The organism is Nocardia macrotermitis, assembly GCF_009604405.1.
GTDB lineage: Bacteria > Actinomycetota > Actinomycetes > Mycobacteriales > Mycobacteriaceae > Nocardia > Nocardia macrotermitis.
The window spans coordinates 136286-161188 of record NZ_WEGK01000005.1 but is presented as its reverse complement, the minus strand read 5'-3'; the positions used below and the strand labels follow the sequence as shown (position 1 = coordinate 161188).

At 67.6% G+C, this 24903-nt stretch carries 25 protein-coding genes; 9 read left to right on the top strand and 16 right to left on the bottom strand.

Features of this window, described 5'->3' with window-relative positions; all coding sequences use genetic code 11:
• Nucleotides 1-48: 48 nt before the first annotated feature.
• Nucleotides 49-180: a hypothetical protein gene (locus NRB20_RS38900; RefSeq protein ID WP_264766350.1), complete on the bottom strand. Its 132-nt coding sequence runs from the start codon at nt 178-180 to the stop codon at nt 49-51.
• Nucleotides 181-214: 34 nt separating this feature from the next.
• Between NRB20_RS38900 and NRB20_RS13575 the strand changes: the two genes are divergently transcribed.
• Genes NRB20_RS13575 through NRB20_RS13550 form a run of 6 tightly spaced genes read left to right on the top strand, consistent with a single transcriptional unit; the run spans nt 215 to nt 6210 of the window.
• Nucleotides 215-715 carry an SRPBCC domain-containing protein gene (locus tag NRB20_RS13575; protein WP_319944860.1) on the top strand — a complete coding sequence of 167 codons (501 nt, stop codon included), beginning with the start codon at nt 215-217 and terminating at the stop codon, nt 713-715.
• The gene (locus tag NRB20_RS13570) at nt 712-1563 is read left to right on the top strand and encodes an HpcH/HpaI aldolase family protein (protein WP_153410476.1); all 852 of its coding nucleotides are present in this window, start codon (nt 712-714) and stop codon (nt 1561-1563) included. Before NRB20_RS13575 ends, NRB20_RS13570 begins: the two co-directional genes overlap by 4 nt.
• Nucleotides 1564-1584: 21 nt before the next feature.
• Nucleotides 1585-2640 carry an amidohydrolase family protein gene (locus NRB20_RS13565; RefSeq protein ID WP_153410475.1) on the top strand — a complete coding sequence of 352 codons (1056 nt, stop codon included), beginning with the start codon at nt 1585-1587 and terminating at the stop codon, nt 2638-2640.
• Nucleotides 2637-4286, top strand: coding sequence for a thiamine pyrophosphate-binding protein (locus tag NRB20_RS39285; RefSeq protein WP_319944859.1), 1650 nt, complete (start codon nt 2637-2639; stop codon nt 4284-4286). Before NRB20_RS13565 ends, NRB20_RS39285 begins: the two co-directional genes overlap by 4 nt.
• Before the next feature lie 33 nt (nt 4287-4319).
• The gene (locus tag NRB20_RS13555) at nt 4320-5306 is read left to right on the top strand and encodes a substrate-binding domain-containing protein (RefSeq protein ID WP_153410474.1); all 987 of its coding nucleotides are present in this window, start codon (nt 4320-4322) and stop codon (nt 5304-5306) included.
• Between the two features lie 46 nt (nt 5307-5352).
• Nucleotides 5353-6210, top strand: coding sequence for an amidohydrolase family protein (locus NRB20_RS13550; protein WP_153410473.1), 858 nt, complete (start codon nt 5353-5355; stop codon nt 6208-6210).
• Between the two features lie 389 nt (nt 6211-6599).
• Here NRB20_RS13550 and NRB20_RS13545 read toward each other — a convergent pair whose 3' ends face one another.
• From NRB20_RS13545 to NRB20_RS13530, 4 genes are read right to left on the bottom strand one after another with little or no spacing between them, the layout of a single operon-like run.
• On the bottom strand, nt 6600-7826 hold the full coding sequence (locus NRB20_RS13545) for an NAD(P)/FAD-dependent oxidoreductase (protein WP_153410472.1): 1227 nt from the start codon (nt 7824-7826) through the stop codon (nt 6600-6602).
• The gene (locus NRB20_RS13540) at nt 7823-8008 is read right to left on the bottom strand and encodes a rubredoxin (protein ID WP_153410471.1); all 186 of its coding nucleotides are present in this window, start codon (nt 8006-8008) and stop codon (nt 7823-7825) included. Before NRB20_RS13540 ends, NRB20_RS13545 begins: the two co-directional genes overlap by 4 nt.
• On the bottom strand, nt 8005-8193 hold the full coding sequence (locus NRB20_RS13535) for a rubredoxin (RefSeq protein WP_153410470.1): 189 nt from the start codon (nt 8191-8193) through the stop codon (nt 8005-8007). The genes NRB20_RS13540 and NRB20_RS13535 overlap by 4 nt, the downstream gene beginning before the upstream one ends.
• Complete coding sequence (locus NRB20_RS13530; protein WP_153410469.1) at nt 8193-9422, bottom strand: alkane 1-monooxygenase; 1230 nt, start codon at nt 9420-9422, stop codon at nt 8193-8195. Before NRB20_RS13530 ends, NRB20_RS13535 begins: the two co-directional genes overlap by 1 nt.
• Before the next feature lie 96 nt (nt 9423-9518).
• Between NRB20_RS13530 and NRB20_RS13525 the strand changes: the two genes are divergently transcribed.
• Complete coding sequence (locus NRB20_RS13525) at nt 9519-10136, top strand: TetR family transcriptional regulator (RefSeq protein ID WP_227833483.1); 618 nt, start codon at nt 9519-9521, stop codon at nt 10134-10136.
• 53 nt (nt 10137-10189) lie between these two features.
• Here the strand turns inward: NRB20_RS13525 and NRB20_RS13520 are convergent, their stop codons facing one another.
• The 5 genes from NRB20_RS13520 to egtA form a co-directional block, all read right to left on the bottom strand.
• Nucleotides 10190-11236 carry a ParB/Srx family N-terminal domain-containing protein gene (locus NRB20_RS13520; protein ID WP_194289835.1) on the bottom strand — a complete coding sequence of 349 codons (1047 nt, stop codon included), beginning with the start codon at nt 11234-11236 and terminating at the stop codon, nt 10190-10192.
• Nucleotides 11237-11447: 211 nt separating this feature from the next.
• The gene (gene egtD / locus NRB20_RS13515) at nt 11448-12419 is read right to left on the bottom strand and encodes an L-histidine N(alpha)-methyltransferase (RefSeq protein ID WP_153410467.1); all 972 of its coding nucleotides are present in this window, start codon (nt 12417-12419) and stop codon (nt 11448-11450) included.
• Between the two features lies 1 nt (nt 12420).
• Nucleotides 12421-13215: an ergothioneine biosynthesis protein EgtC gene (egtC, locus tag NRB20_RS13510; RefSeq protein WP_153410466.1), complete on the bottom strand. Its 795-nt coding sequence runs from the start codon at nt 13213-13215 to the stop codon at nt 12421-12423.
• Nucleotides 13215-14555, bottom strand: a complete 1341-nt coding sequence (egtB, locus tag NRB20_RS13505) for an ergothioneine biosynthesis protein EgtB (RefSeq protein ID WP_153410465.1) — start codon at nt 14553-14555, stop codon at nt 13215-13217. Before egtB ends, egtC begins: the two co-directional genes overlap by 1 nt.
• 56 nt (nt 14556-14611) lie before the next feature.
• Entirely contained in the window at nt 14612-15862 is a 1251-nt protein-coding gene (egtA, locus tag NRB20_RS13500) for an ergothioneine biosynthesis glutamate--cysteine ligase EgtA (RefSeq protein ID WP_153410464.1), read from the bottom strand.
• 297 nt (nt 15863-16159) lie between these two features.
• Here egtA and NRB20_RS13495 point away from each other — a divergent pair, with 297 nt between their 5' ends.
• On the top strand, nt 16160-17356 hold the full coding sequence (locus NRB20_RS13495) for an aminotransferase class V-fold PLP-dependent enzyme (RefSeq protein WP_406603822.1): 1197 nt from the start codon (nt 16160-16162) through the stop codon (nt 17354-17356).
• 11 nt (nt 17357-17367) lie between these two features.
• Here the strand turns inward: NRB20_RS13495 and NRB20_RS13490 are convergent, their stop codons facing one another.
• The 4 genes from NRB20_RS13490 to NRB20_RS13475 form a co-directional block, all read right to left on the bottom strand.
• Nucleotides 17368-18465 (bottom strand): ADP-ribosylglycohydrolase family protein, encoded by a 1098-nt coding sequence (locus NRB20_RS13490; protein WP_153410463.1) that lies wholly within the window; start codon nt 18463-18465, stop codon nt 17368-17370.
• A gap of 363 nt (nt 18466-18828) precedes the next feature.
• Nucleotides 18829-19440: an aminoacyl-tRNA hydrolase gene (pth, locus tag NRB20_RS13485; RefSeq protein WP_227833482.1), complete on the bottom strand. Its 612-nt coding sequence runs from the start codon at nt 19438-19440 to the stop codon at nt 18829-18831.
• 32 nt (nt 19441-19472) lie between these two features.
• Entirely contained in the window at nt 19473-20063 is a 591-nt protein-coding gene (locus tag NRB20_RS13480; protein WP_153410462.1) for a 50S ribosomal protein L25/general stress protein Ctc, read from the bottom strand.
• A 678-nt stretch (nt 20064-20741) separates the two neighbouring features.
• Nucleotides 20742-21314 (bottom strand): Uma2 family endonuclease, encoded by a 573-nt coding sequence (locus NRB20_RS13475; RefSeq protein ID WP_153410461.1) that lies wholly within the window; start codon nt 21312-21314, stop codon nt 20742-20744.
• Between the two features lie 167 nt (nt 21315-21481).
• On the opposite strand from NRB20_RS13475, the gene NRB20_RS13470 reads away from it, so the two are divergent.
• Complete coding sequence (locus NRB20_RS13470; protein WP_319944858.1) at nt 21482-23101, top strand: peptide chain release factor 3; 1620 nt, start codon at nt 21482-21484, stop codon at nt 23099-23101.
• 6 nt (nt 23102-23107) lie between these two features.
• Here the strand turns inward: NRB20_RS13470 and NRB20_RS13465 are convergent, their stop codons facing one another.
• Nucleotides 23108-23641 (bottom strand): nuclear transport factor 2 family protein, encoded by a 534-nt coding sequence (locus tag NRB20_RS13465; RefSeq protein ID WP_153410460.1) that lies wholly within the window; start codon nt 23639-23641, stop codon nt 23108-23110.
• Between the two features lie 160 nt (nt 23642-23801).
• A complete protein-coding gene (locus NRB20_RS38060) occupies nt 23802-24635 on the bottom strand; it encodes an Abi-alpha family protein (protein ID WP_319944857.1) in 834 nt (277 codons plus the stop codon).
• Nucleotides 24636-24903 lie beyond the last annotated feature (268 nt).

Below are 24903 nucleotides of genomic sequence, written 5' to 3'. Positions count from 1 at the left end.
TCTATCTAATGACCCACTGCTAACGTGCCTGAGAAGTTGTTAAACAATCTAGGCGATCGAGGGATAGTTCTCCCCCAGCCGCAGAACCGTCTCCGGCGTCCGTCCGCAGCCGAGCTCACCCGTCCGACGCCGCCCGAGCCAAGTGAGGTCCAGTGCGTTGATCACGATCACAGAAGACATAGACGTCCCCTGCCCGACCGAGCGCGTGTGGGAGGTGGTTTCGGACCCCTCGCAGGTCGTGGGGTGCATCCGCGGCGCGGAACTGGGGGAATCCCACGAGGACGGTTCGTTCGACGGCGCGCTGGTGGTGAAATTCGGCGCGGTGCGGGTGAAATTCGGCGCTCGCATCGCCCTGGATCTGGACGCCGACACCCGGGAGGGGCATCTGACCGCCCGCGGTAACGACGGTCAGGGCGCGACGCGCTACAAGGCGAACGCCACCTTCGGGGTCGGTGCGGGTCCGAAGGAGGGGACGTCCCGAGTGCGTGTCCGGGGCGAGATCACCCTCACCGGAAAACTCGTACCGCTGATCGAAGCCGGAGCGGGAGCGGTCATTTCGCGGATGACCAAGGACTTCGCCGATGAACTCGTGCGGCGGTGCGCGGGTGACGAGGTGGCCGCGGAGGTCGCGCCGGTCCGGCGGTCCTGGTGGGCGCGCCTGGGCGATTGGTGGCGACGCGTCACGGGGAAGCGGACCGCGGAGGCCGTGCGATGAGACTGAACAGTGTGATCGCCGCCCTGGAATCGGGCGGCCATGCCTTCGCGGCCTTCGCGGCCCCGGAACCCGCTGTGGCACTGGACTTCGCGACGTCGGACTACGACGGCCTGGTGTTCGAATCCGAGCACAAGCCCTGGGATGCGACGACTTTGCGCGACAGCCTGCAATATCTGCTGAACCGCCGCCGCATCTTCGAGGCCGACACGCTCGCCCCCGCACCCACTCCGCTGATCCGAATCCCGGTGAACGGCGCGGAATTCGGGCAGTGGCACGCCAAGCAGGCACTGGATCTGGGCGCCTACGGCATCGTCTGGCCGCACATCTCGACGGTCGAAGAAGCGCGCAATGCCGTTGCCGCATGCCGTTATCCGCGCCTGCCCGACGCGAAATACCATGAGCCACCGGGCCTGCGCGGTGACGCACCGGCCGCCGCCGCCCGCTACTGGGGTGTGTCCACCACCGAGTACTACGCCAAAGCCGATGTGTGGCCGCTGGATCCGGACGGGGAGATCCTGGTGGTGATCCAGATCGAGGATCAGCTCGGCATCGAGAACCTGCCGGCGATCCTCGAGCAGGTACCCGGGATCGGGCTCATCCTGATCGGCGAGGGCGATCTGAGCCAGGAACTCGGCATACCGCGTCAGCTGGACCATCCGCTGCTGGTCGAGGCCCGGCGGCGCATCGTGCGGATCTGCCACGACCACGGCGTCGTCGTCGGGCACCCGCACGTCACCCCCACCAACGTCGAGCAGGTGCTCGACGAGGGCTACCGCTTCCTGATGTCCGCGCCGGTGCGCGGTTATCCGGGCCTGGACCTGGGCCGCACGCTCACCGGCCGCGCCTGAATCAGCACTCTTGGAGAATTCATGATCATCGACTGTCACGGCCATTTCACCACGGCCCCAAAGGAATTGGGGATATGGCGGGAGCGCCAGATCGCCGCGTTCGAGGGTTCGGGCGCGCGCGTCTCGCCGAGCGAACTGGAGATCGGCGACGAACAGATCCGCACCGCCATCGAACAGGGGCAGCTCAAACTCCAGATCGAGCGCGGCACCGATCTGACCATCTTCTCGCCGGGCGCGGGCAAGATGGCGCACCACTACGGCGACGCGCGGACCAGCCTGGACTGGTCGCAGGTGAGCAACGATCTGATCGCGCGGGTGTGCGGGCTGTTCCCGGACCGGTTCGTCGGCGCGTGCCAGCTGCCGCAGTCGCCCGGAGAGGCGCTCGCGGAATCCATCCGCGCCTCGGCGATCGAGGTGGAGCGTTGCGTCACCGAGCACGGATTCGTCGGCTGTCTGCTCAATCCCGATCCGTCCGACGGGTTTTGGCAGGCCCCGCCGCTGACCGACCGGGTCTACTACCCGCTCTACGAGAAGCTGGTCGAACTCGACGTGCCCGCGATGGTGCACGTCGCGATGTCCCGCAATGCCGCGATCCAGGGCACCTGCGCGCACTACCTGAACGGTGACACCTCGGTGTTCATGCAGCTGTGCCAGTCGGAGCTGTTCCGCGACTTCCCGACATTGCGGATGATCATCCCGCACGGCGGCGGCGCGGTGCCGTACCACTGGGGTCGCTACCGCGGCATGATGATCGATCAGGGGCGGCCGCCGCTGGAAGAAGCGTTGCTGCACAACGTCTTTTTCGACACCTGCGTCTATCACAAGCGCGGCCTCGAGCTGCTCACCGATATCGTGCCCGCGCGCAACGTGCTGTTCGCCTCGGAGATGATCGGCGCGGTCCGCAGCGTGGATCCCGAGACCGGACGCCGGTTCGACGACACCAAGGCGATCCTGGATTCCATCGAGTCGATCGGCGACCAGGATCGCGCGGCGATCTACGGCGACAACGCATTACGCGTCTTCCCGCGGCTGAACGCGGCATTGCAGAACACCAAGCAGCAGGAGGTTGCGCAGTGAAGGTCTACGAAGCGCTCGCCAACGCGTTCGCCGCCGAGGGGGCGACCCACGTCTTCGGCATGATGGGCGACGCCAATATGCACTGGATGAACGCCCTGGCCGAACACGGAACGCGGTTGTACGAGGTGCGGCACGAGGGTGCGGGCCTGAGTATGGCGCACGGATTCGCCCGTGCCACAGGGCAACCCGGCATCGTGACCACGACCAGCGGTCCGGGCACCGCGCAGCTGGCGACCTCGATGATCGTGGCGAGCCGGGCACGGATTCCGCTGGTGGCGTTCTGCGGGGAGACCTCGCTCGGTGACACCTCGGCCGTGCAGTATCTGGATCAGCGTCGGTTCGCCGCCGCGATCGAGTCCGAGTTCATCCAGGTGACCAAGGCCGACTCCGCCGAAGATGTTGTGCGACAGGCGTTCTACCGAGCGCGGACCGAATCGCGGCCGGTGCTGATCAGCGCGCCGTTCGACGTGCAGTTGCAGGAGTTCGACGACTTCAACGACTACGTTCCCTCGACCGAGCTGATCCGGCCCCCGACGCTGCTGCCGAATCCGGAGCGGATCGCGCGGGCGTGCGAGCTGATCGCGGCGGCCAAACGTCCGGTGATCATCGGCGGGCGCGGGGCACGGCGGGCCGAGGCGGGTGCGCAGATCCTCGAATTGCAGCGTCGCACAGGGGCTTTGCTGGCCACCACATTGCAGGCCAAGAACTGGTTGTACGGGGAGACCGACTATCACGTGGGTATCGCGGGCCTGTTCGGCAGCAAGGTCGCGATGGAGTTGTTGCAGGAGGCCGACTGCGTGATCGCGGTGGGCGCGAGCCTGAACCACTACACGATCGAGAGCGGATATCTGTTCCCCGAAGCGACTTTCGTGCAGATCGACACCGCGCCGCATCTGGTGATGGGCAACGGCAAGGTCGCCGACTGCTACATCCAGGCCGACGCGATCAGCGGGCTCACCGAGCTGACCACGGCCCTGGATTCGCGCGGCGTCGGGCTGACCGGATTCCACACCCCCGAGGTGCACGACCGGCTCACCGCACCGCTCATCGATCCCGCCGAATACCGCAGCGGCAACGGACTTCTCGATCCGCGCGAGGCGATCGCGGTGATCGACGCCGAGCTGCCCGGTGAGATCGGGCTCGTGCTGGGCAGCGGACACCAGACCGATTTCGGCACCATGCTGTTCCAGCGTTCGCGCGAAATCACCTCGAACTACGGCATGTTCGGCGCGATCGGGCAGGCGCCGCTGCTCACCATCGGCATCGCCGTCGCGACCGGGGAGCCGACGTTCGTGGTGGAGGGTGACGCGAGTTTCCTGATGCACCTCTCGGAATTCGAAACCGCTTGCCGCTACGGGCTTCCCGTGCTGGTTGTGGTCATGAACGACGAGGGGCTGGGCGCGGAGTACCACAAGTCGCGGGCCAAGGGATTGGATCCGGAACTCGCGGTGATCTCCACGCCGGAGTTGGGCGCGGTGGCCGAGGCGCTCGGCGGGAACGGCGCGACCGTCCGCACCGTCGCCGAATTGCGTTCCGCGCTGGGCGAATACTTGCGCGCGCCGGGGCCGACGGTGATCGACGTCCGGATCACCCGCGACGTGCTGAGTGTGCCGTACCGGCGGATCCAGTTCGGCGAGGACGTCTGATCCGATTCCGATTTCTGAACGAAAAGGCAAGATATGAACAAGCTTTCGATGGTTCTGGGCAACTACCCACACGCCGCGCCGCTGCTGCGGGGTGACGTCGAGCTCGACGGGTACGCGGTGGAACCCGTGACGGTCGAACCGGTCATCGGCGCGTACCGGCGGATGATCCGCGACCTCGAATTCGACGTCTGCGAACTCGCCCCGACCTCCTACCTGATGGCCCTGCAGGCCGAGGTGGGGCTGACCGCGATCCCGGTCTTCCTCAACCGCCGCTTCCACCACTCCGATGTGCAGTGCGCCGCCGGATCGGGCATCGGTGTCCCGAAAGATCTGGCGGGCAAGCGAATCGGCGTGCGCGCCTACACCGTGACGACCGGGGTGTGGGTGCGCGGCATCCTGTCGAACGAGTACGGCGTCGACACCGATTCGATCACCTGGGTCGTGGACGACGACGACCATATCGAGGGCCGCGCGCCGTCGAACGTCGAGCGGGTCACCGACGGGCGTTCGCTCGGAGAGTTGTTGCGCGCCGGGGATATCGACGCCGCGCTCAGCGGTAACGCCGGGACCGGTCGCGCGGGCGCACCCCGCTCGGGCTGGCAGGCCGCGCAGCCCGACGCGCAACCCGAGGCCGACGCCGGACCGTATCCGCTGTTCGCCGAGCCGGAGATACTGGCCACCGACTGGTACCTGCGCACCGGGATCTACCCGCTGCACTCGGTGATCGCGATCCGCAGCGAACTGGTCCGGCGCGATCCCGAACTGCCGACCGCGCTGTACGCCGCGTTCGCCGAGTCCAAACGTCGTCAGGTGGAGGCGGATTCGCAGTGGTCGGCGCTGCCGCGACTGGGGAGGCAGGCAGCTCAGATCGGTGGCGACCCGATTCCCTACGGCCTCGAGGCGAATGACGCCAGCCTGCGCGCGCTGGTGCAGTTCTCCCGGGAACAGGGCCTGCTCGACCCCGAATTCCCCGCCGATCCCGCGCGCCTGTTCGACGACGGCGACTATCCGGACGCCTGAGCGCACTGCACCGAAAAAGACTGTCCCGCAATGGAAAAGATCAGCTATGGACATCATAGATACGCACTGCCACATCATCTCCGACGACACCGCCCGCTACCCGCGCGCGCCGCTGGGCGGTAAGCAGTCCGGCTGGGCCTCCACCCGCCCGGTCACCGCGGCGGGCATGGTCGCGGCCATGGACGAGACCGGAATCTCCCGATCGGTGCTGGTCCAGGCCACCACCGCGTACGGCTACGACAACTCGTACGTGCTGAACAGCCAGGCACAGCGGCCGGACCGGTTCATCGCGGTGGGCACGGTGGATCCGCTGCGGCCCGATGCCGCCGACAAGCTGGCCGCGGCCGTGGGCGACGGCGGCCTGTCCGGGGTGCGGCTGTTCACCAGCGGCAGCACGGTTCCCGTGCAGGGTGAATGGTTCGCAGCCCCGGAGACCTACCCGTTCTGGGAGAAGGCCACCGACCTCGGCGTCACCGTCTGCATGCAGATGCGCCTGGGCCCCGCGACCGCCCAACTCGAGGAACTGCTGCGCCGCTTCCCCTCGGTCTACGTCCTGCTCGACCACATGGGCTACCCCGACGTCGTGGCCTCCCCCTCGGCCGCCGGCAAAGAGGTCGCCGCCCTGGCCCAGCACCCCGGCCTGCACCTCAAACTGACCCACCGCACCCTCGAACCCCTCCGCGACGTCGGCAAGGAAGCCGCGAGCTTCCTCGACCCCGTCCTGACCGCCTTCGGCGCGAACCGCATCGCCTGGGGCTCCAACCTCCCCGCCGCCGAACAACCCCTCCCCGAACTCCTCGCCCTGGCCCAAGCCGTCCTCAGCGACGTCCCCCAGGCCGACCGCGAGGAGATCTTCGCCGGAACAGCCCGTCGGCTCTACCCCCGCCTGGCAGCATCGGCGTAGCCGCAAACCCACAAGTCCGCTGGAATACGTTGTGCGCCTCGCAGTTAAGCGCATCCGACGACCGCAGGCAAGGCGAAGTACGTGGCCGGTCTCGATCCGGAAACGCACGGATCACCACGAGACACTTCGGCGAATACGTTGTGCGCCTTACCCATAAGGCAGCCTGAACAGAATGGCCTGTCGCAGTGGACAGTCGGGGTCCAGGGGACGACCAGGACCGGGGTCCGGTCGGCGAGATCGGTGGATTCGTCGGCCCAGGCTTCGGGCGTAACGTCGCCTGTCTCCGCCGGAAACGCGCGATTCGCCACGAGACACTTCGGCGAATACGTTGTGCGCCTTACTCATACGCCCGTCTGTCGGAATGACCTGTGGCCGTACGCAGTCGGGGTTCAGGGGGCGACCGGAACCGGGGCCGGGTCGGCGAGATCGATGGACTCGTCGGCCCAGGCTTCGGGGGTGCGGGTGGCACCGGAGGCGATGAGGTCGCGGGCGGTTCCGATGTCGCGGGGGCGACCGAGGGATACGGCTCCGGTCAGGGCGCCTGCGGTGAGGGCGAGGGCGGTGAAGTTGCGGGTGGCGATCGAGCCTCTGATGATCAGGTCGTCGTAGGTGGCGGGCCAGCCCGCGAACTGGAGGTTCAGGCCGTATTGGGTGGACCAGCCCCAGGGCGTTTCGGAGTCGGGGAGCTGTTGTCCCAGCAGGGATTTGGCGGCGGCTTTACCGTCGGACAGGGCGCTGTTCCAGTGTTCGCAGCGTTCGTGGCGGCCACGGCGCGGGTCGAAGCGGCTGGCCACATCGCCAGCGGCGTAGACGCCCGCGGCGGAGGTTCGGTACTGCTCGTCCACCAGAATGCCGTCGTCCACGACGATTCCGACGGTTCTGGCCAGGGCGGTGTCGGGAACCGCGCCGATGGCGACCAACGCCGAGGAGGCGGTCCAGGTGCGGCCGTCGGTAGCCGTGGCGACGACTCCCCGACCGTCGATCTGGCAGAGTTCGGCGAGGCGGATGTCGTTCTCGATCCGCACCCCGTGTTCGGCGTGCAGATCCACCATCAGATCCGAAATCTCCGGTGGCACAATGCGATCCAGCGGCGCCGCGCCCGCATGCAGAATCCGCGCCTCCGCGCCCAGACCGCGGGCGGTGGCGGCGACCTCCAACCCGACCAGCCCCGCGCCGATGATCAGCAACGGCCCGTTCTCGATCGCCGCGCGCAGCGGCGCGATATCAGCGACGCCGCGCAACGTCCGGACCCGCACGGGCGGATGCTGTTCCAGCCGACGCGCCCGCGCACCGGTGGCCAACAGCAGCGCGTCGTAATCCAGCGACTCACCGCTGCTCAACCACAGGCGGCGGCGATCGGTATCGATATCGACCACCCTGGTCGCCAAGCGCAGCTCGATATCGCTGTCGTACCAATACTTTTCGGGCTCCAGCAGGCATCGCTCGATCTCGCGAGTCCCGGCGAGCAGATCCTTCGACACCATCGGGCGGCGGTAGGGGCCGTGGCGTTCCGCGCCGACGAGCACGATCCGGCCGGTGTACCCCTCGGCGCGCAGGGTCCGGGCGGCGGTGGCCCCGGTCGGTCCGGCCCCCGCGATCACGATCCGATCCGTCATGCCCGGGAGACCTCGACCATCTCGAAATCCGCCTTGGCCGCACCGCAATCCGGGCACGCCCAGTCCTGCGGAATATCGTCCCAGCGGGTGCCGGGCGCGATGCCGTCCTCGGGCCAGCCCAGCGCCTCGTCGTACTCGAAACCGCATTGCAGACAACGGAACAGCTTGTAGTCGGTACTCATCGGGACTTCCTTCCGGATAAATCGGTGACGGGCTCGAAATCGACCTTCTCCCGGACGCCACAGTCCGGACAGCACCAGTCGTCGGGAATCGCGGACCACGGCGTTCCGGGCGGAAACCCTTCGCGCGCCGCGCCTTCGGTCTCGTCGTAGACGTATTCACAGACCGGGCAACGATATTCGGCCATCACCGTGCTCCGTACTTCGCCAGCACCCGTTCGCGTTGTGCGGGTTGAATATTCACGCGAGTGATATCGCCGTCGTAATGCTCGAGCACCCGGCGATCCATCACCCTGCGCCACAGCGGCGGGAAATAGGCCAGACCGATCATGCTGGCATAACCGCTGGGCAGGTTCGGCGCGCCGTCCATACTGCGCAGAATCTGGTAGCGCCGAGTGGGATTCGCGTGATGATCACTGTGCCGCTGCAGGTGGTACAGGAAGATATTGGTCACGATGTGGTCGGAATTCCAGCTGTGTTCCGGGGTGCACCGCTCGTACCGCCCACTCGCGGTGCGCTGCCGCAGCAGGCCGTAGTGCTCGAGGTAGTTCACCGTCTCCAGCAGCGAGAAGCCGTAGACCGCCTGCACCAGCAGATAGGGCAGGATCGCCGGTCCGAAGATCGCGGTCAGCACGCCCCACAGCACCAGCGTCATCAGCCAGGCGTTGAGGATGTCGTTGTGAATCGTCCACGGGCTCTTACCCATTCGCCCGAGGCGGGTCTTCTCCAGCTCCCACGACGACCGCAGGCTCCCCCACACACTGCGCGGCAGGAACATCCAGAAATTCTCGCCGAAGCGGGCGCTGGCGGGATCCTCCGGCGTGGCCACCCGCACGTGATGTCCGCGATTGTGCTCGATGTAGAAGTGGCCGTAGCCGGTCTGCGCCAGCGTGATCTTCGAGAGCCAGCGCTCGAGCTGATCCTTCTTGTGCCCGAGTTCGTGCGCGGTGTTGATGCCCACGCCGCCCACCGCGCCGATGCTCAGCGCCAGGCCGATCTTGGAGATCACGCCGAGCCCACCGTCGATGCCCAGCCAGGACAGGTCCGGCGCCGTCCACAGATAACACGCGAAAACCAGGCTGATCAGCTGGAACGGGATGTACGCGTAGGTGCAGTAGCGGTAGTACGGGTCGTTCTCGAGCTGCTCCATCACCTCGTCGGGCGGATTCTGGCCGTCCGGACCGAAGAACAGATCCAGCGTCGGCAGCAGCACGTAGACCAGGATCGGGCCGATCCACCACCAGACCGGGCTCACCGCCTGCCAGCCGAACCAGTTGAACGCCCGGACCAGCGCCGTCGCCACGAACAGCGCGGTCGGCGCGACCAGGCCGAGCAGCCACAGATACCGCTTGCGGTCACGCCACTGCCGGGGCTCGGCCGCGGTGGGCCCCGATTCGCCGATCCGAGATGTCGTCATATCGCTCTCCGTTTACACATTCGCCGCATGTGTATCCAGTGAAGACAACTTATGCTTGATTGTCAACGACGGAGTCACAAGAGGAGCTGATGTACGATGACGACCGTGGCAGATGCGCCGAATTTCCAGTCCGAGATGCGCCTGCTCCTGCGCGAACGAGCCCTGGACGCCGCCCGGGAGGTGGTCTGCACCGAAGGCTGGGGCGCGGTGAACATGTCCCGGCTCGCCAAGGATGTCGGCATCAGCCGCCCGGTCCTCTACAAGGAGATCGGCACCCGTCAGGCCCTCGCCGACGCGCTGATCGAACGCGAACTCGGCACCTTCCTCAGCGGTATCGTCGCCACCCTCGCCGAACACCCCGCCGACCCCATCACCGGCATGACCCACGCCGCCGAGTACACCCTGCGCACCGGCGCGGACAACACCCTGCTCAAAGCGGTCCTGTCGGGCCGCCACACCGGCGACACCACCCTGCTCCCCGCCCTGGTCACCGAACCGGAACCGGTCCTCGGCCGCGCCCTGACCGCCCTGATCGCCGCCATGCGCGACCGCTACCCCCACCTCACCCTCACCGACGACGACCTGTCCACCCTGGTGGAAATCCTCGTCCGCCTGACCCTGAGCCACCTGTTCCAGCCCATCGGCCCCATCGATCAGGCGACCACCCAGATCGCCCTGGTGATCACCCGGGTCTTCACCGCAATGGCCGCCTAGCACCGACGAAAACCCATGCCCGGGCGACGACGAGCCGCCCGGACATGCGGCGATCACTTACCGTTGCGCGCCTTGTATTCGATCGCGTAGGCGAGCTTGCCCGGCTTCGCATCCGAGTACGGCTTCGACAGCTTGGCGAATTCGCCTGCGGTGGCGGCGCTTCCGGCATTCCACGCGGACAGCACGCCCAGGTCGCCGGCCGTCTTACCCTCGGCCACAACACCATTGGCACCGAGCGCGACCTGCGCCCGGGTCATGGTCTCGACCGCGGACAGGTAGCTGGTCAGGTCCTTGGCGTTCCAGTCCGGGACCGCCTTGCCGTCGCGAACCCAAGCGCCCCAATAGAATTCCTGGAACGGCAGCGAATTCTGCGAATAGCCGATGTCGCGGCCGAAGTAGAGCAGGCCCCGGTACTTGTCGTTCGCGAAGTTGGCCAGCCCTACCGACTTCGGCAGCTGCGCCGGCTTGATCGTCCTGCCGTTCACATCCTTCAGCCACGCCCAGCCGTTCTTCTGCATGGTGTCCCAGAACGTCGACATCGGCTGCGCACTCAGGTTGCCCAGCACCTTGAGCCGGATGTGGGTGTCCGCGCCGGCGTCCGGAGTCTCGTAGAACGAGGTGAGGGTGTGGTGGCCGTCGGTCAGGTACAGCTTGCCGCCCGGACCGATGACCACGGTCTTCATATTGGCGATGCTCTCGGTGGTCTCCTTGCCGATCGCCACCGAACACGTGAACGAGGCCGAATTCCGCAGCGTCGAGGCGGCGGTCACCGTCGCCGCACTGACCTGACCGTTGGATTCGCACCAGTCGTCGAACTTCTTGTTCACGGTGTCCTTGCCGAGGGTGTAGCGCCCCAGCTTGTAATACACCTCGTCGTAGCCCAGCGACGGCTGCGTCGGCAGCACGTCACCGATCCGGACGTCGACCAGATCATTGGTCTTGGCGCACAGGTACTTCGCCGCCGGGTTGTGCCGCTGCGTGGTGGCGCAGTCGGTGTCGGCCGTCGCCGGAGCCGTCAGTGCCACGGTGCTGGACAGCGACACCATGAGCCCCGCGACCGCGGCCACCCATCGGGCCCGTACCGAACTGGTCTTCACCATCTGATCCCTCGATTCATACATGTGGTGCAAACCGAACAACGGTCACCAGCCCCGATGAAGCCCCGACAAGCCACGGGCGGCCGGATCCTGTTGTCTTGGCAAACAATCAGTGAATCAGCGGACCGCATCGGAGATCAGGAGTGTCGCATGTCGGCGCAGCACCGGTAGCCCCGACCATGGGACGGTCGGGGCTACCGGTGTGAGCTGTCGATCAGCGGCGGGCGGCCAGGATCAGGGCGAAGCGATCGTCCGGATCGGTCCAGATGTGCTCGGTGTCGAAACCCGCGGCATCGAGTTCGGCGGTCAGGCCCTGCGGACGGAATTTGGCGGAGATCTCGGTCCGCATCTGCTCACCCCGCGCGAACTCGACGGTGATATCCAGATCGGGAACCGCGACGGTCATATCCCGGGTGGCTTCGAGCCGCATCTCGATCCACTCGTGCTCGGCATCCCACAGCGCGATGTGCCGGAAGGCATCCGGATCGAAATCGGCGCGGAGGCGAGAGTTCAAGACGTGCAACACATTTCGATTGAACTCCGCGGTGATTCCGGCGGCGTCGTCGTAGGCGGGCACCAGGACGGCCGGATCGATGACCAGCCCCGCACCGAGCAGCAGTTGCTCACCGGGTTCCAGCACCGCCGCGACACCGGCGAGGAACTCGGCGCGTTCGGCGGGGATCAGATTGCCGATGGTGCCGCCGAGAAAGGCGATCATGCGACGCCCGCCGCGCGGCAGATTGTGCAGGGTATCGGTGAAATCGCTGACCACGCCGTGCACCGCGAGCCCCGGGAATTCCACACTGACCTGATCGGCCGCACCGCGCAGCGCGGACTCCGAAACATCCTGGGGCACATAGGTCTTCAACGGCCCGGCCGAACTCAGCGCGGACAGCAACAGCCGGGTCTTGGCCGCCGACCCGGCACCGAGTTCCACCAGCACCTCGGCCCGCGCGATCCGCGCGATCTCCCCGACGACGCGCTCGAGCAACGCCCGCTCGGTCCGGGTCGGGTAGTACTCCGGCAGCCGGGTGATCTCCTCGAACAGCTCACTGCCGCGCGCGTCGTAGAACCATTTGGGCGGCAACGTCTTCGGGTCCGAGGTCAGCCCGCGCCGCGCGTCCGCGCGCAGCGCCTCGGTGAGATCGGCGTCGGTGAGGTGGATTTCCAGCGTCGGTGCGGTCATGTCACAGTGCCCCTTCGGCGTCTTCGGCATCTTCGGTATCGAGCGGGACGATCGACAGGTGGCCGGGACGCAATGTCACCAGCTGCCGGTCCGCGATCTCCCGCCAGCGCGGATCGTCGTCGTACGGTTCGGAGGCCACCACCGCGATCTCCTCGGTGACCAGCACCGACAACGCGTGGTGAACCGTTGTGGCCCACAGTGTTCCGCCATCACCCAGCAACAGGTTCAGGCGCGATTCGGGAGACAGTTCCAGTACCGCGCGGATCACCCGCGGCAGCACCTCGGCCGGGTCGGCGGTCGCGGCGTCGGCGTCACCGGACTTCTCCAGCAGATCACGCACGATCACCCACAGGGTCGCGGCGTCCGTGCGCGATTCGGCCTCGATCAGCGACGGTGACCCGAATTCGGTTGCCAGCCTGGTCAATACGGGCTGCCAGTCCGGAATCCGGCCGTTGTGGCTGAACGCCCAGCGCCCACCGGCGAACGGCGCGCACGCATTACGCTCCACCGACAGCGAATTGGTCGCCGACCGCACCGCACCCAGCACGGCGGACGAATGCAGTTGCGGCAGCACCTCTTCCACCGCCGGATCGGTCCAGATCGCCGACGAGTTCCGATACCTGCTCACCTCGCCCCCGGGCCGCCACCACGCGACCCCGAACCCGTCGGCATTGATGGTCCCGCCGCCCCGCATATCGCGCGGCTCCCACGCCTGCCGGTACAGCGAATGCGCACCGCGCGTGAGGATCTCACCGACCGGCGCGACCGGACCCAGATATCCCAGATGACGACACATCAGCGCTCGTCCGATCGCAGATCGCGGGCGAGCCGGAAGCCGGAGAAGATCTGCCGCCGGATCGGATGATCCCAGTTCCGGAACGTCGATCGGCAGGCCACCTCGTCGGTGCCGAAACTCCCGCCCCGCAGCACCCGGTAGTCCCCGCCGAAGAACACCTCGGAATACTCCGGATACGGGAACCACTCGAACTCCGGATACCGCTCGAATCCGGAAGACGTCCACTCCCACACGTCCCCGATCAGCTGATGCACCCCGGCCGGTGACGCGCCCGCCGGATACGCACCCACCTCGGCCGGTTCCAGATGCCGCTGCCCGAGATTCGCGGTGCTCTCGTCGGGATCGGCATCCCCCCACGGAAACCGGCGCGAACGCCCGGTGGCCGGATCGAACCGCGCCGCCTTCTCCCACTCCGCCTCGGTGGGCAGCCGCTTACCGGCCCAGTTCGCGTACGCCTCCGCCTCGAACCAGCACACGTGCACCACCGGCTGCCGCGGCCGCAACGGCGTCATCGCGCCGAAAACCCTTCGCCACCAATTGTTTCCGCCGTCGTTCTCCCAGAACTGCGGCGCGTTCAGATCCACCTCGACCCGATGCGCCCACCCGCGTTCGGACCACAGTTCCCGCCGCCGATAACCACCGTCGGCGATGAATTCCAGATACTGGGCGTTGGTGACCGGCGCGGCATCGATCGCGAAGCCGGGCAGCCGCACCGGATGCGCGGGCCGCTCGTTGTCCAGCGCCCACGGATCGGTCGCGGTGCCCATCGTGAATTCTCCCGCGGGAATGACGATCTCGCCCGACACCGGCACCGCCGCGGTGGGTGCGGGCGAGGCCGCGAGCGCCGGGGCGCCGGTCCGCAGCTGATGGGTGGCCAGCATCGTCTCGTCGTGCTGCTGTTCGTGCTGAGCGATCATGCCGAAGGCGAAACCGCCGGAGATCAGCCGATCACTCCGTAAATCGCTGTCCGCCAACACATCCAGCGCCTTCGCCCGCACCGTGCCGGTGTACTCGCGGGCCTCGGCGGGATCCAGCAGCGGCAGCGCGGGCCGGTCCGCGCGCGGATGCCGGAACGCGTCGTAGAGCTGATCGATATCGGCGCGCACCGGCTCCCGCCCGCCGACATCGCGCACCAGCCACAGTTCCTCCTGATTGCCGATATGCGCCAGATCCCACACCAGCGGACTCATCAGCCGCGAATGCTGGGCCACCAACTCGCCCTCGTCCAGGCAGTCGGTGAGCCCGGCGGTGCGCTCGCGCGCCCTGATCAGCACGCGGGCGATCCGCTCGCGTAATCGTTCGGTATCGCTGTGGTCGGTTCCGGGCAGGTGGACGGTCATGACAGCACTCCGTGGGTGAGGTGGATGAGCACGCGACAACCGCGCGAGGGGTCGGTTCAGCGCGCGGTGGGCATGAGTCCGGCGCGACATCGGCGCACCGCGTCGTGCACCACATCGACGACGTCCGGGGCCGCGGCGGACGCCGCGATCTCCAGCAGATCCACTGCGGCCGAACGAATTTCAGGATCGGAGAGACCACAGCGGGCAGCCTCGAGCCAGCGGTCCGCCACCGGTTCGCCCGCGCGGGTGGCCGCGGCGACCACCTCGGGCGCGGACATCAGGGCATCGATCACGTGGATCGGCACCGCCCAGTCCTGACCGGGCTGCGCGTCGATGTAGCGCACCTCGAGATATCCCGAGGCCCGCACCGGCGGGAACATCGTGGTCAGGTGGTAGTCCAGATCGGCGGCGTCGGGGCGACGGCCGATCTCGTCGTCCAGCGCACCGCACAGCCAGTCGGCGAAGGTCGCGCCGGGCGGGGCGGTCCAGTCGCCGTCGCGATCGGACTGCCGCACACACAGCAGCGGGACGTCCAGCACCCAGCGCGCGTAGGCGGTGATCGGATCGGACCAGTCCAGCACCGGCGGCCTGGTCCGGGCATGATCCAGCCGCAGCCAGGTGCGCATGCGCTGCGAGGCCCACGCACCGGCCGGGGCCTGATGCAGATCCGGGGAACAGGCGAAGGCCGCCAGCAGGGCCGGGCCGATGGTGTTCAGGGCGGTCCAGCGGGCCGCGATCTCGGCGTTGTCCGCACCCGCGTCGACGCTGACCTGCGTCGCGGCAGTATTGCACATCATGAGTTTGCCGAACGGGCCGATTCCGGCGAAGGACCGTTCCATGGCGCGATAGCGCGGGGATTGCAGCACGCGCTGCGGCGGGCGCAGGCCGTCGGCCGCGGCGGAGAACGTTCGGATGGAACGGGATTCGAGCAATCGTTCGAGCTGGCGGGCATCGGCCCGCAGATTCGCGCAGAGTTCGGCGGCGGATTCGAACGGGGCACTGGAGAGTTCGACCTGCCCACCGGGTTCGACGGTGACTCGGCTGCCGCCGGGCAGAGGTAGCGCGGGAGATTCGGGGGAAATCGTGGACGGCGCGTAGGGCCCCAGTGCCTCCGCGAGCGCCGTCGGCTCGGGACGCGGGGCGGGTGCCGAACACTCACCGGATTCGGTGAGCCACTCGAGCTCGGCACCGATCAGACAGGGTGGGCCCTGCTTGAAACAGACACCACCGATATACGCCTCGGCCGCGGCGCGTGAGGTCAAACCAGCCCCCGCTCCGACCGCGGTCCGTACCGCCGTGACTGCCATGTCAACCTCCGCTCCGCCGCGGACCGTCTCGGCCGCGGCAGCCGTGCTGCTCCCTAGCTGTGCCGCCCGGAACCCTCGTCCGACCGACCCGAACCAGAGTAGCGGCGGGCACCGACAAGAAATCTGACGAAACGGTGACAGCTGCGTGGACACCACTTCCGACCAGCATAAATCGGATTCACCCGACCTCACGGACAATCTCGGATTCACGCGGCGCGCCCGAACGCGGGACGTCCCGGGCCGGATTCGGCGAGTTCGCCGCACACGTGACGCCTCCGATCTTCTATCGTCGATCGGGTGCTCGATCTGACTCGCCTTCGCGCCGACATCCCGGCCTACGACAACGTCACCTGGCCGACACCGGTATTCCTGGACAGTGCCGGATCGTCGCTGCCGCCGCGGCCGGTGCTGGACGCGGTGACCGCGCATCTGCGCCGGGAGACCGAGATCGGCGGATACCGCGCCGCCAACGAACGCCTGGACGACCTGGAATCGGTCAAGACCGCGATCGGCACGCTGATCAACGCCGACCCGGCCGGTATCGCGTTGAGCGACAGCGCGACCCGGGCCTGGTCCGACTTCTTCTACGCGGTGCCGCTCGCCCCCGGCGACCGCATCCTGATCTCCGAGGTCGACTACGCCAGCAACGCCATCGCGACCCTCCAGCGCGCCCAGGCCAGCGGCGCGGTGGTCGAACAGATCCCCAGCGACGACACCGGTCAGCTCGATCTCGACGCCCTGGCCGCGATGCTCGACGAACGGGTGAAACTCGTCTCGCTGGTGCACGCGCCCACCAACGGCGGCCTGGTCAACCCGGTCGCCGAGGCGGCCCGGCTGACGCACCGGGTGGGCGCGCTGGTCCTGCTGGACGCCTGCCAATCCGCCGGACAGCTCCCCCTCGACGTGGCCGAACTGGACGTCGACGCGATGTCGGCGACCGGCCGCAAATGGCTGCGCGGCCCGCGCGGCACCGGATTCCTGTACGTGCGACCGGAATTGGCCGCGACCATGGAACCCACCCGCCTGGATCTGCACAGCGCGGCCTGGGTCGGCCCGCGCGAATACCGCCTGGCCGCCGACGCCAGCCGCTTCGAATTCTGGGAATGCGACGTCGCCGCGCGCCTGGGTCTGGGCGCGGCCGTGCGCTACCTGCTCGATCACGGCCCCGACGAGGTCTACGCCGCGATCGCCGCCAACGCCCAGCAACTGCGCAAGACCCTCGCCGGAATTCCCGAGGTGACCGTCCGCGATCTGGGCTCCCGGCACAGCGGCATCGTCTCGTTCACCATCGACGGCTGGATTCCGGTGGACATCCGCGATCGCCTACTCGCCCAGGACATCACGGTCACCGTCAGCCATCGCGGCTCGACGCTGCTGGACATGTCCGCGCGCCGGCTGGACTCGGTGGTGCGCGCCTCGCCGCACTGCTTCGTGAGCCCCGACGAGCTGGAGCGTTTCACCGAGGCCGTCACCGCGCTGGCCACCGGTCGCTGACTCGCGGCCGGTCAGTGCACCGGCACGTCGAGCGGATAGCGGGCGGGCAGGTGATTGCGGTCGCCGACGTGGAAGGCCAGGATCAGATCGTCGGCGACCTGGATCAGCTCGTCGCGCCCCTCCACCTTCCCGGCCCACTCCAGCGGCAGCGCCGACAGGCCGTGCGCCGCGCCGATCAGATTGCCCGCGACCGCGCCGGTGGAGTCCGAATCGCCCGAGTGGTTCACCGAAAGCAGCAGTGCCGCACGGGGATCCGCGGTCCGGTCGGCCACCAGCGCGCAGTACACCGCGACCGCGAGGCATTCCTCCGCGATCCAGCCCGCGCCCACCTTCTGCACCTGTTCGGCCGTGACCTCGTCCTCGTCGGCCACCTCGACCGCGCGATGCAGCGCGGCCACGGTCTCCTCCGCGTGCGGACCGCCGGTGATCTGAATGATGCTCTGCTGCACCGCATCCCGCAGCGGAATACCCGCGACCACCCGATCGATCAGCGCGGCGAAGACCCCGGCCGCGAGATAGCCGGTCGGGTGGCCGTGGGTGAGCTGGGCGCAGCGCGCGGCCATGGTGAACGCGACGTCCGGGCCCAGGCGCGCCAACCCGAACGGCGCGGACCGCATCACCGTCCCGCACCCCTTGGAGTCCGGGTTGACCGGTCCGGGCACACCCAGCTGATGCGGTTCGCGGTACTGCTCCTGCTGCCGCGTCAGTCCGCTCATGCACGCGCTGCCGGGTCCGCGCCGGGCGTAGAGGAACGGCCGACCCGCCAGCCAGCCGTCCGGCGCCGGATCCGGCTCCTCCTGCTTCTGGGTCCGGAACCAGCGCAGATACGCCCGCCGCAAGGCCGGGGCCGGATCCGTGCCCGGCACCAGCCGCAACAACCCCTCCGCGGTGAACAACGTCATCTGTGTGTCATCAGTGATCTGCTGCGGCGCGTCGGCGACCCGCCCCGGCAGAAAATCCGTCACACCGTCCGGACCGTGAGCGTCCCGGATCTTATCCAGCTCGTAGAACTCGATCGGCCACCCCAGCGCGTCACCGATTGCCCCGCCGAGCAGTGACCCACGGACCCGATCAACAAGTTTCGTGTACTCCTGCACACATCCGATCATCGCAGCCCACCGCAGATCTCACGCGCCCAGACCGCAATCCGAGTCTCGCACAACGTAATCGGCGCTGGTGAACAGTGCCTCGAGCAGGGGTACGCGAGCACGCGCGATGATAGCGCTACTTCGGCGTAAGTGGTTCCGGCGCAACGTAATCGACGCCGCTGAATGTCTGCGGTTACCGACTCGGCACCCGAGCGCCGTATCAACCCGTATGCGCCACAGCACAGCAACCATGCGACAGCGACAGGCGCGATAAGGGCAGACACGATCCCGGCAGACACGATCGAAGCGGACGCGATCCCGGCCGAGCAATAGAGGCAGAGACGATCCAGGCGGACGCGATCGACGCAGACGCGATCGATCAGGTCAGTGCAATTGATTCTGCGCGGGCTCGAGGCCGACTCGGAGCAGCAGCTCGACCGCGTCGGCGGCCTGCTCGACGATGACGGGAAGTTCCTTGCGCTCGACGCTCGCGAAGGGCTTGAGCACGAAGTCGGCCGGATCCTGCCGACCCGGCGGACGCCCGATACCGAAGCGGACGCGCAGATAATCCTTGGTGGTCAAGGCGCTGGAGATCGAACGCAGACCGTTGTGGCCGCCCTCGCCGCCGCCGCGCTTGAGCCGGATGGCGCCGAAATCCAGATCGAGTTCGTCGTGGACGACGATCACCTCGGTCGGCGGGATCGAGAAGAAGCGGGCCAGCGCGGCGACCGGGCGGCCGGAGACGTTCATGAACGAGCGCGGCTTGGCCACCAGCACCTTGCGCCCGTCCAGCCGCGCCTCGAGCAGATCCGCGCCGGACTTCTTGTGCACGGAGAAACGGCCACCGACGCGCCCGGCGAGCGCGTCGGCGACCATGAAACCCGCGTTGTGCCTGGTGCGCTCGTATTCGGTACCGGGATTACCCAGACCGATCACGAGCGCGGGCCCCGTGGGACGTGCCGAACCGGACGTCGAATTCTCGGGCATCTCAGGCATGTCGTTCGATAGGAGAACCGTTGGGCGGCAGCTTATTCGGCCGCGGCCTCGGCTTCACCCTCACCCTCGGCCTCGGCGGCCGGGGCGACGATGATGTTCACGACCAGCGTCTCGGCGTCGGCGGCCAGGGTGACCCCCTCGGGCAGCGCGATGGAACCGGCGGTGACCTGCGTGCCGGCCTCGACGCCCTCGATCGAGACCTCGATCTGCTCCGGGATGCTCAGCGCGTCCGACTCCACCGACAGGGTGGTGGCTTCCTGGGTGACCAGGGTGCCGGGGGCGGCGTCGCCGACCAGGGTGATGTGCACGTCGGTGACGACCTTCTCGCCACGCTTGACGATCAGCAGGTCGGCGTGCTCGATGTAGCGGCGGATCGGGTGCACCACGACGGACTTGGTCAGCGCGAACTGCTTGGTGCCCTCGATCTCCAGGTTCACCACGGCGTTGGTGCCCTGCTCACGCAGGATCGCCGCGAACGCCTGCGCGTTGATCGCCAGATGCTTGGGGGCCTCGCCGTGGCCGTACAGCACGGCCGGAACGTTGCCGTCGCGACGGGTACGGCGCGCGGCGCCCTTGCCGAATTCGGTGCGTACGGTGGCTTCGAGAAGGCTGGTGTCGGACATGACTGGAAGTTCTCCTACGGCTTTCCGGGGCGGGTGTACCTAACTGGCCAGGGACTGCCCTGGCAAAGGGTCTGCTCGTCAGGCGAAAGAACGAACGAGAACGGCGGAAAAGCCGAGCCGCGTCGATCACGGTGTGTGCACATCTGTGCCTCACACCCTCGCCGAGACAACCCGAAGAGAATAACACGCACGACGGAACACCCCGAACCGGACCCCGCGTCGCCGAAGCACGCCCGTATCCGCGCCCCGACCGGCGCATCGCGCACCTGCCACCCTACCGCCCCGCGCGCCGATGTACAGAGGTTCGAATCCCTCGAATCGAATCCCCGCTCCGCAACATCCACACGAACCCGGTCGCCCGACACGTTCACACGAGGCGACCCCACACTCTCACGAGGCACCGACACATCACTCACGAAGCGACATCGAACCGTTTCGCGTAGTGATCGACATATCGCCGCCCGGAACGCTGCACGAGCTCGGACATCAACGCATCGGTCGCGCCACGCACACCGTCCTGGTCCGCGGGCCGGAAGTACCGCGGCTCCCCGAAACCGATCCGCACCTTGGCGAACCGCCACCCACGCCGCGCCCTCGCGGATTCACCCGATCGGTCCCCGACAGCACCACCGGAATCACCGGCGCACCGTCGTTCAGCTGTCGCCAGGGCCGCCGGGCTCAGCGTGCCAGCGCCGACAGATCCACAGCGATGGCGAAGGGGACGGTCACGGCGAGCTTGTCTCGCTGAATCGAGGTCGGGACGTATGCGTGTGTCGTCTCGTCCAGTTCATAGACGTGAACCACGGGGTTGCCCGCCTCGTCCTCGATCCGCCAGTGGTGGCGAATACCCGCGCGGGCGTACTTGAACGGTTTGGTTTCGCGGTCTCGCGCTCGGGACTCCTCCGAAACCACTTCTACCAGCAGTGTCACCTGCTCAGGAAGGAAGTTGGTGCGATTCGGATCGTACGGAACCGCGGCCACGATGACGTCGGGCTCCGGCCTGTCGGCTCGGCCGAGCGTGATCGTCATCCGGGCCTCGACGGTGTGCCCGGCGGGGGCCTGGTCCTCGAGCGCACTGGTCAGGCGACGGATGATGCGATCGTGCCAGGACCGCTGGGGCGACACCATGAAGATCAGCGACCCGTCGATCAACTCGGTATGCCGGGGCAGCTCGGGGATCCGGTCGAGATCGTCGGCCTCCCAGCCGCTCGGCCTCGGCGGATACATCCACTCCGGTAGCGTGCGTGCCATCCGGTACGCCGCCTTTCTCGGTGTTCTTCTCGCGGTGCGCTCCGGATCACCAGCGTAGTGCGGTCGAAACGAACGGCACGTCGTGCGCGGGCGGACCGAGACAGGCGTAGAAATGCCGCTCGAGTAGCCTTAAGGGGTTGACCACCCCCCGAACAGGAGCCCGTGCCGTGAATTCCCCTTCCCCGAGCGCGACCACGTCCGGGCGGTTGGCACAGGAAGTCGCGCGGCGGCGCACCTTTGCGGTGATCTCGCATCCCGACGCCGGTAAATCCACGCTCACCGAGGCACTTGCGTTGCACGCCAAGGTGATTGCCGAGGCCGGTGCGATCCACGGTAAGGCCGGGCGCAAGTCCACCGTGTCGGACTGGATGGAGATGGAGAAGGCGCGCGGTATCTCGGTGAGTTCGACCGCGTTGCAGTTCGAATACGGGGACTGCGTGATCAATCTGGTCGATACGCCCGGTCACTCGGATTTCTCCGAGGACACCTATCGCGTGCTGACCGCCGTCGACGCCGCGGTCATGCTCATCGACGCGGCCAAGGGACTCGAACCGCAGACGCTCAAGCTGTTCCAGGTGTGCCGGCATCGCGGCATTCCGGTGATCACCGTCATCAACAAATGGGACCGGCCCGGCCGCGCGCCGCTGGAACTGCTCGACGAGATCAGCGAACGCATCGGCCTGACCCCGACGCCACTGTTCCTGCCGGTCGGCATCGCGGGCGATTTCCGCGGCCTGCTGCGCCGCGGCGAAGAGGGTGCGGCCACCGAGTACATCCACTTCACCCGCACCGCCGGCGGCGCGACCATCGCGCCCGAGGAGTCCTACGGCGTCGAGCAGGCGGCCGAACGCGAGGGCGAGGCGTGGACCACCGCGGCCGAGGAGAGCGAACTGCTCTCGGCCACCGGACAGGACCACGACGAGGAACTGTTCCTGGCCGGGCAGACCTCACCGGTCATCTACGCCTCGGCGATGCTGAACTTCGGGGTGCGGCAGATCCTGGAAACCCTTGTGTCCCTTGCTCCCCCGCCCGGCGCGCGCGACGACGTGACCGGTTCGGCGCGCGAGACCACCGACCCGTTCAGCGCGGTCGTGTTCAAGGTGCAGGCCGGCATGGACACCGCGCACCGCGACCGGCTGGCGTTCATGCGCATCGTGTCCGGCGAGTTCGAGCGCGGCATGGTCGTCACGCACGCGCAGACCGGGCGGCCGTTCGCGACCAAGTACGCGCTGACCGTGTTCGGCCGGGAACGCTCCACCGTCGACACCGCCTATCCGGGCGACGTGGTCGGCCTGGTGAACGCGACCGCGCTGGCCCCCGGGCACACCCTGTTCGTGGACAAGAAGGTCGAGTTCCCGCCGATCCCGTCCTTCGCGCCGGAGCATTTCGCGACCTTGCGGGCCCGCAGCGCCGGAAAGTACAAGCAGTTCCGCAAGGCCATCGATCAGCTGGACTCCGAGGGCGTGGTGCAGGTGCTGCGCAACGACACCCGCGGCGACGCCTCCCCCGTGCTGGCCGCGGTCGGTCCCATGCAGTTCGAGGTGGTCACCGCCCGCATGCAGGCCGAATTCACGGTCGAGACGCAGCTGGACTTCCTGCCGTATCAGCTCGCCCGCCGCACCGACGCGGAGTCCGCCGCCGAACTCGATCGCCAGCGCGGCGTCGAGGTCTTCACCCGCACCGACGGCGCGATCCTGGCCCTGTTCAGCGACAAGTGGCGGTTCCAGTACATCCAGAAGGAATTCCCGAAGCTGACCATGGAACCGCTGGTCGCCGCGGCGGACTGAACGCTCTCACCCCATGGTTTCTTCCGGAGTACTCGGCGATTGCCCGTCGCCGCCGGTGATACCGCCGGTCTCCGGTTCGGCGGCGATCAGCCCCCAGCGGCTCGAGGTCAAGCGCAGGCTGGGTAGGTCCGAGAGGGACAGCACGACCTCGTAGGTCCGTTCGTAACCGGTGTGCGAGATGCGCCAGCGCCCGTCCTCGCACCGCACGTAGCGATCCGAATAGAACGCCGCGCCGCGCAACAGCATGTTGTGACCGGGGATGAGCACGGTATCGGCGAGATACCAGGTCCCGGTCGCCTCGTCACCGTCGACGTCGATCTCCGGATGATCGCAGTGATGTTCGGTGATCACGTGCGGCCCGAGAGTATTGCGCATGAACGCCAGGAAGGCGTCCCGCGATTCGAACTGCAGGTACTCGCTGTAGGTCGCGGTCGCGTCCGGGACCATGGTGTCGGCGAAATCGTCCCAGGACTTGGTGTCGAGTGCCCGCAGGTAGCGGAACTTCAGCCGACTGATTGCGGAGACGGCATCGGAGTCCATACCTCAACAATCCCATTCACAACCGCACTTCTCCGTGATTTGGGAGATCTGTGCTGGATTCTTGGCCTCCGTCAGTCCAGAATCGCCCCGGGCCCCGCCCCTTACTGTCGGCGTGATTTGGAGCTGGCGGAACTGGGTGCGCTGACGGTCGACGTTCGAACTATGCGTCGGTGCGCGGCGACGTGACGCCCTCGGCGGGGAGGGTGAAGCAGGTGCGGCAGAAGTCCTCGCCGAATTCTGTGAGGCGCAAGCTCTTTCGCACGATCTTCGGGACGCGACCGGCGGCCTTGAGCGCGGTTTCGACGATCGGCTGGACCTCGAGCACCATGTAGCGGCTCAGCAGGACCGGGTCGTCGGAGTTCATCAGCAGGCCGAGGCGGTTGAGGTTGATCAGGTAGTGGCGCGCGCGGTCCGGGTAGCGCACACCGGCCTGTTCGGGGACCGAGGTCAGATCACCGGCGACGAGTTCCGAACCGATGCCCAGCGGCCGGTTGGTGCGTACGTCGACCGAGGGCTGCGGGCCGTTCTGCGCCATGAAACGCAGGATGCGCGCCTCGTCGGGAGCGAGCTGATCGAGGATGCGGTCGTAGGCCGGATGCACCTCCTCGGTGAAATACACATCGGCCGAACGAGCCAGCAGCGCGTCACCGCGCCGACGCAGATCGTCCATCGTGGTCGACCGGACGTAACCGCCGGTAATGGCTTGCGGCGTATGCCCGTTCGCGGTCGGCACATAGCTGACGATCTCGCGCACCGAGCCCTCGGTCACGCCCAGCACACTTCGAGCGACCGATTGCAGCGCCTGTCCGGCGCGCTCGGCGATCTCGGTGGAGGACTCCCCGTCCAGGGCCGCCTGAGTGATCGTGCGGGTGACTTCGTAGGTGGTGCCGACGGCCCACTGACCACCACGCACCGCAGTGCCCGCCGCCAGCCCCGCCGCGCGGAACACGCCGCGAATCAGCCTGGCCTCATTGCTGATCTGTCGTTCTTCCACGTCCGAGCTGTGCCTTCTGGGCACGATCGGGGGCCCTACGTGGTTACGCTCCGCTGCCGCCTCCGGGCCCGACCCGCTCGTGCCGCGCTCGACCGAACGCGGTCCGGGGCGGACAACATCGCGCCCGGTCCTGTCCTCTGCCACGTTCTTCTCCGAAACTCGCCAGGTGAACGAAATCGTTCACAGACTATCGCCGCCACCCGGACACCGGATGCCCCGGCCCGGCGGGCCGTGCGAAGAGTACCGGGCAATCACGACGACCGGCTAC

Excerpts from the sequence above, each read along its gene's own strand:
- NRB20_RS38900 (WP_264766350.1), bottom strand. The coding sequence starts at position 180 with ATGTCTTCTGTGATCGTGATCAACGCACTGGACCTCACTTGGCTCGGG.
- NRB20_RS13570 (WP_153410476.1), top strand. The coding sequence starts at position 712 with ATGAGACTGAACAGTGTGATCGCCGCCCTGGAATCGGGCGGCCATGCC.
- NRB20_RS13565 (WP_153410475.1), top strand. The coding sequence starts at position 1,585 with ATGATCATCGACTGTCACGGCCATTTCACCACGGCCCCAAAGGAATTG.
- NRB20_RS13555 (WP_153410474.1), top strand. The coding sequence starts at position 4,320 with ATGAACAAGCTTTCGATGGTTCTGGGCAACTACCCACACGCCGCGCCG.
- NRB20_RS13550 (WP_153410473.1), top strand. The coding sequence starts at position 5,353 with ATGGACATCATAGATACGCACTGCCACATCATCTCCGACGACACCGCC.
- NRB20_RS13545 (WP_153410472.1), bottom strand. The coding sequence starts at position 7,826 with ATGACGGATCGGATCGTGATCGCGGGGGCCGGACCGACCGGGGCCACC.
- NRB20_RS13540 (WP_153410471.1), bottom strand. The coding sequence starts at position 8,008 with ATGAGTACCGACTACAAGCTGTTCCGTTGTCTGCAATGCGGTTTCGAG.
- NRB20_RS13535 (WP_153410470.1), bottom strand. The coding sequence starts at position 8,193 with ATGGCCGAATATCGTTGCCCGGTCTGTGAATACGTCTACGACGAGACC.
- NRB20_RS13530 (WP_153410469.1), bottom strand. The coding sequence starts at position 9,422 with ATGACGACATCTCGGATCGGCGAATCGGGGCCCACCGCGGCCGAGCCC.
- NRB20_RS13525 (WP_227833483.1), top strand. The coding sequence starts at position 9,519 with ATGACGACCGTGGCAGATGCGCCGAATTTCCAGTCCGAGATGCGCCTG.
- NRB20_RS13520 (WP_194289835.1), bottom strand. The coding sequence starts at position 11,236 with ATGGTGAAGACCAGTTCGGTACGGGCCCGATGGGTGGCCGCGGTCGCG.
- egtD (WP_153410467.1), bottom strand. The coding sequence starts at position 12,419 with ATGACCGCACCGACGCTGGAAATCCACCTCACCGACGCCGATCTCACC.
- egtC (WP_153410466.1), bottom strand. The coding sequence starts at position 13,215 with ATGTGTCGTCATCTGGGATATCTGGGTCCGGTCGCGCCGGTCGGTGAG.
- egtB (WP_153410465.1), bottom strand. The coding sequence starts at position 14,555 with ATGACCGTCCACCTGCCCGGAACCGACCACAGCGATACCGAACGATTA.
- egtA (WP_153410464.1), bottom strand. The coding sequence starts at position 15,862 with ATGGCAGTCACGGCGGTACGGACCGCGGTCGGAGCGGGGGCTGGTTTG.
- NRB20_RS13490 (WP_153410463.1), bottom strand. The coding sequence starts at position 18,465 with ATGATCGGATGTGTGCAGGAGTACACGAAACTTGTTGATCGGGTCCGT.
- pth (WP_227833482.1), bottom strand. The coding sequence starts at position 19,440 with ATGCCTGAGATGCCCGAGAATTCGACGTCCGGTTCGGCACGTCCCACG.
- NRB20_RS13480 (WP_153410462.1), bottom strand. The coding sequence starts at position 20,063 with ATGTCCGACACCAGCCTTCTCGAAGCCACCGTACGCACCGAATTCGGC.
- NRB20_RS13475 (WP_153410461.1), bottom strand. The coding sequence starts at position 21,314 with ATGGCACGCACGCTACCGGAGTGGATGTATCCGCCGAGGCCGAGCGGC.
- NRB20_RS13465 (WP_153410460.1), bottom strand. The coding sequence starts at position 23,641 with ATGGACTCCGATGCCGTCTCCGCAATCAGTCGGCTGAAGTTCCGCTAC.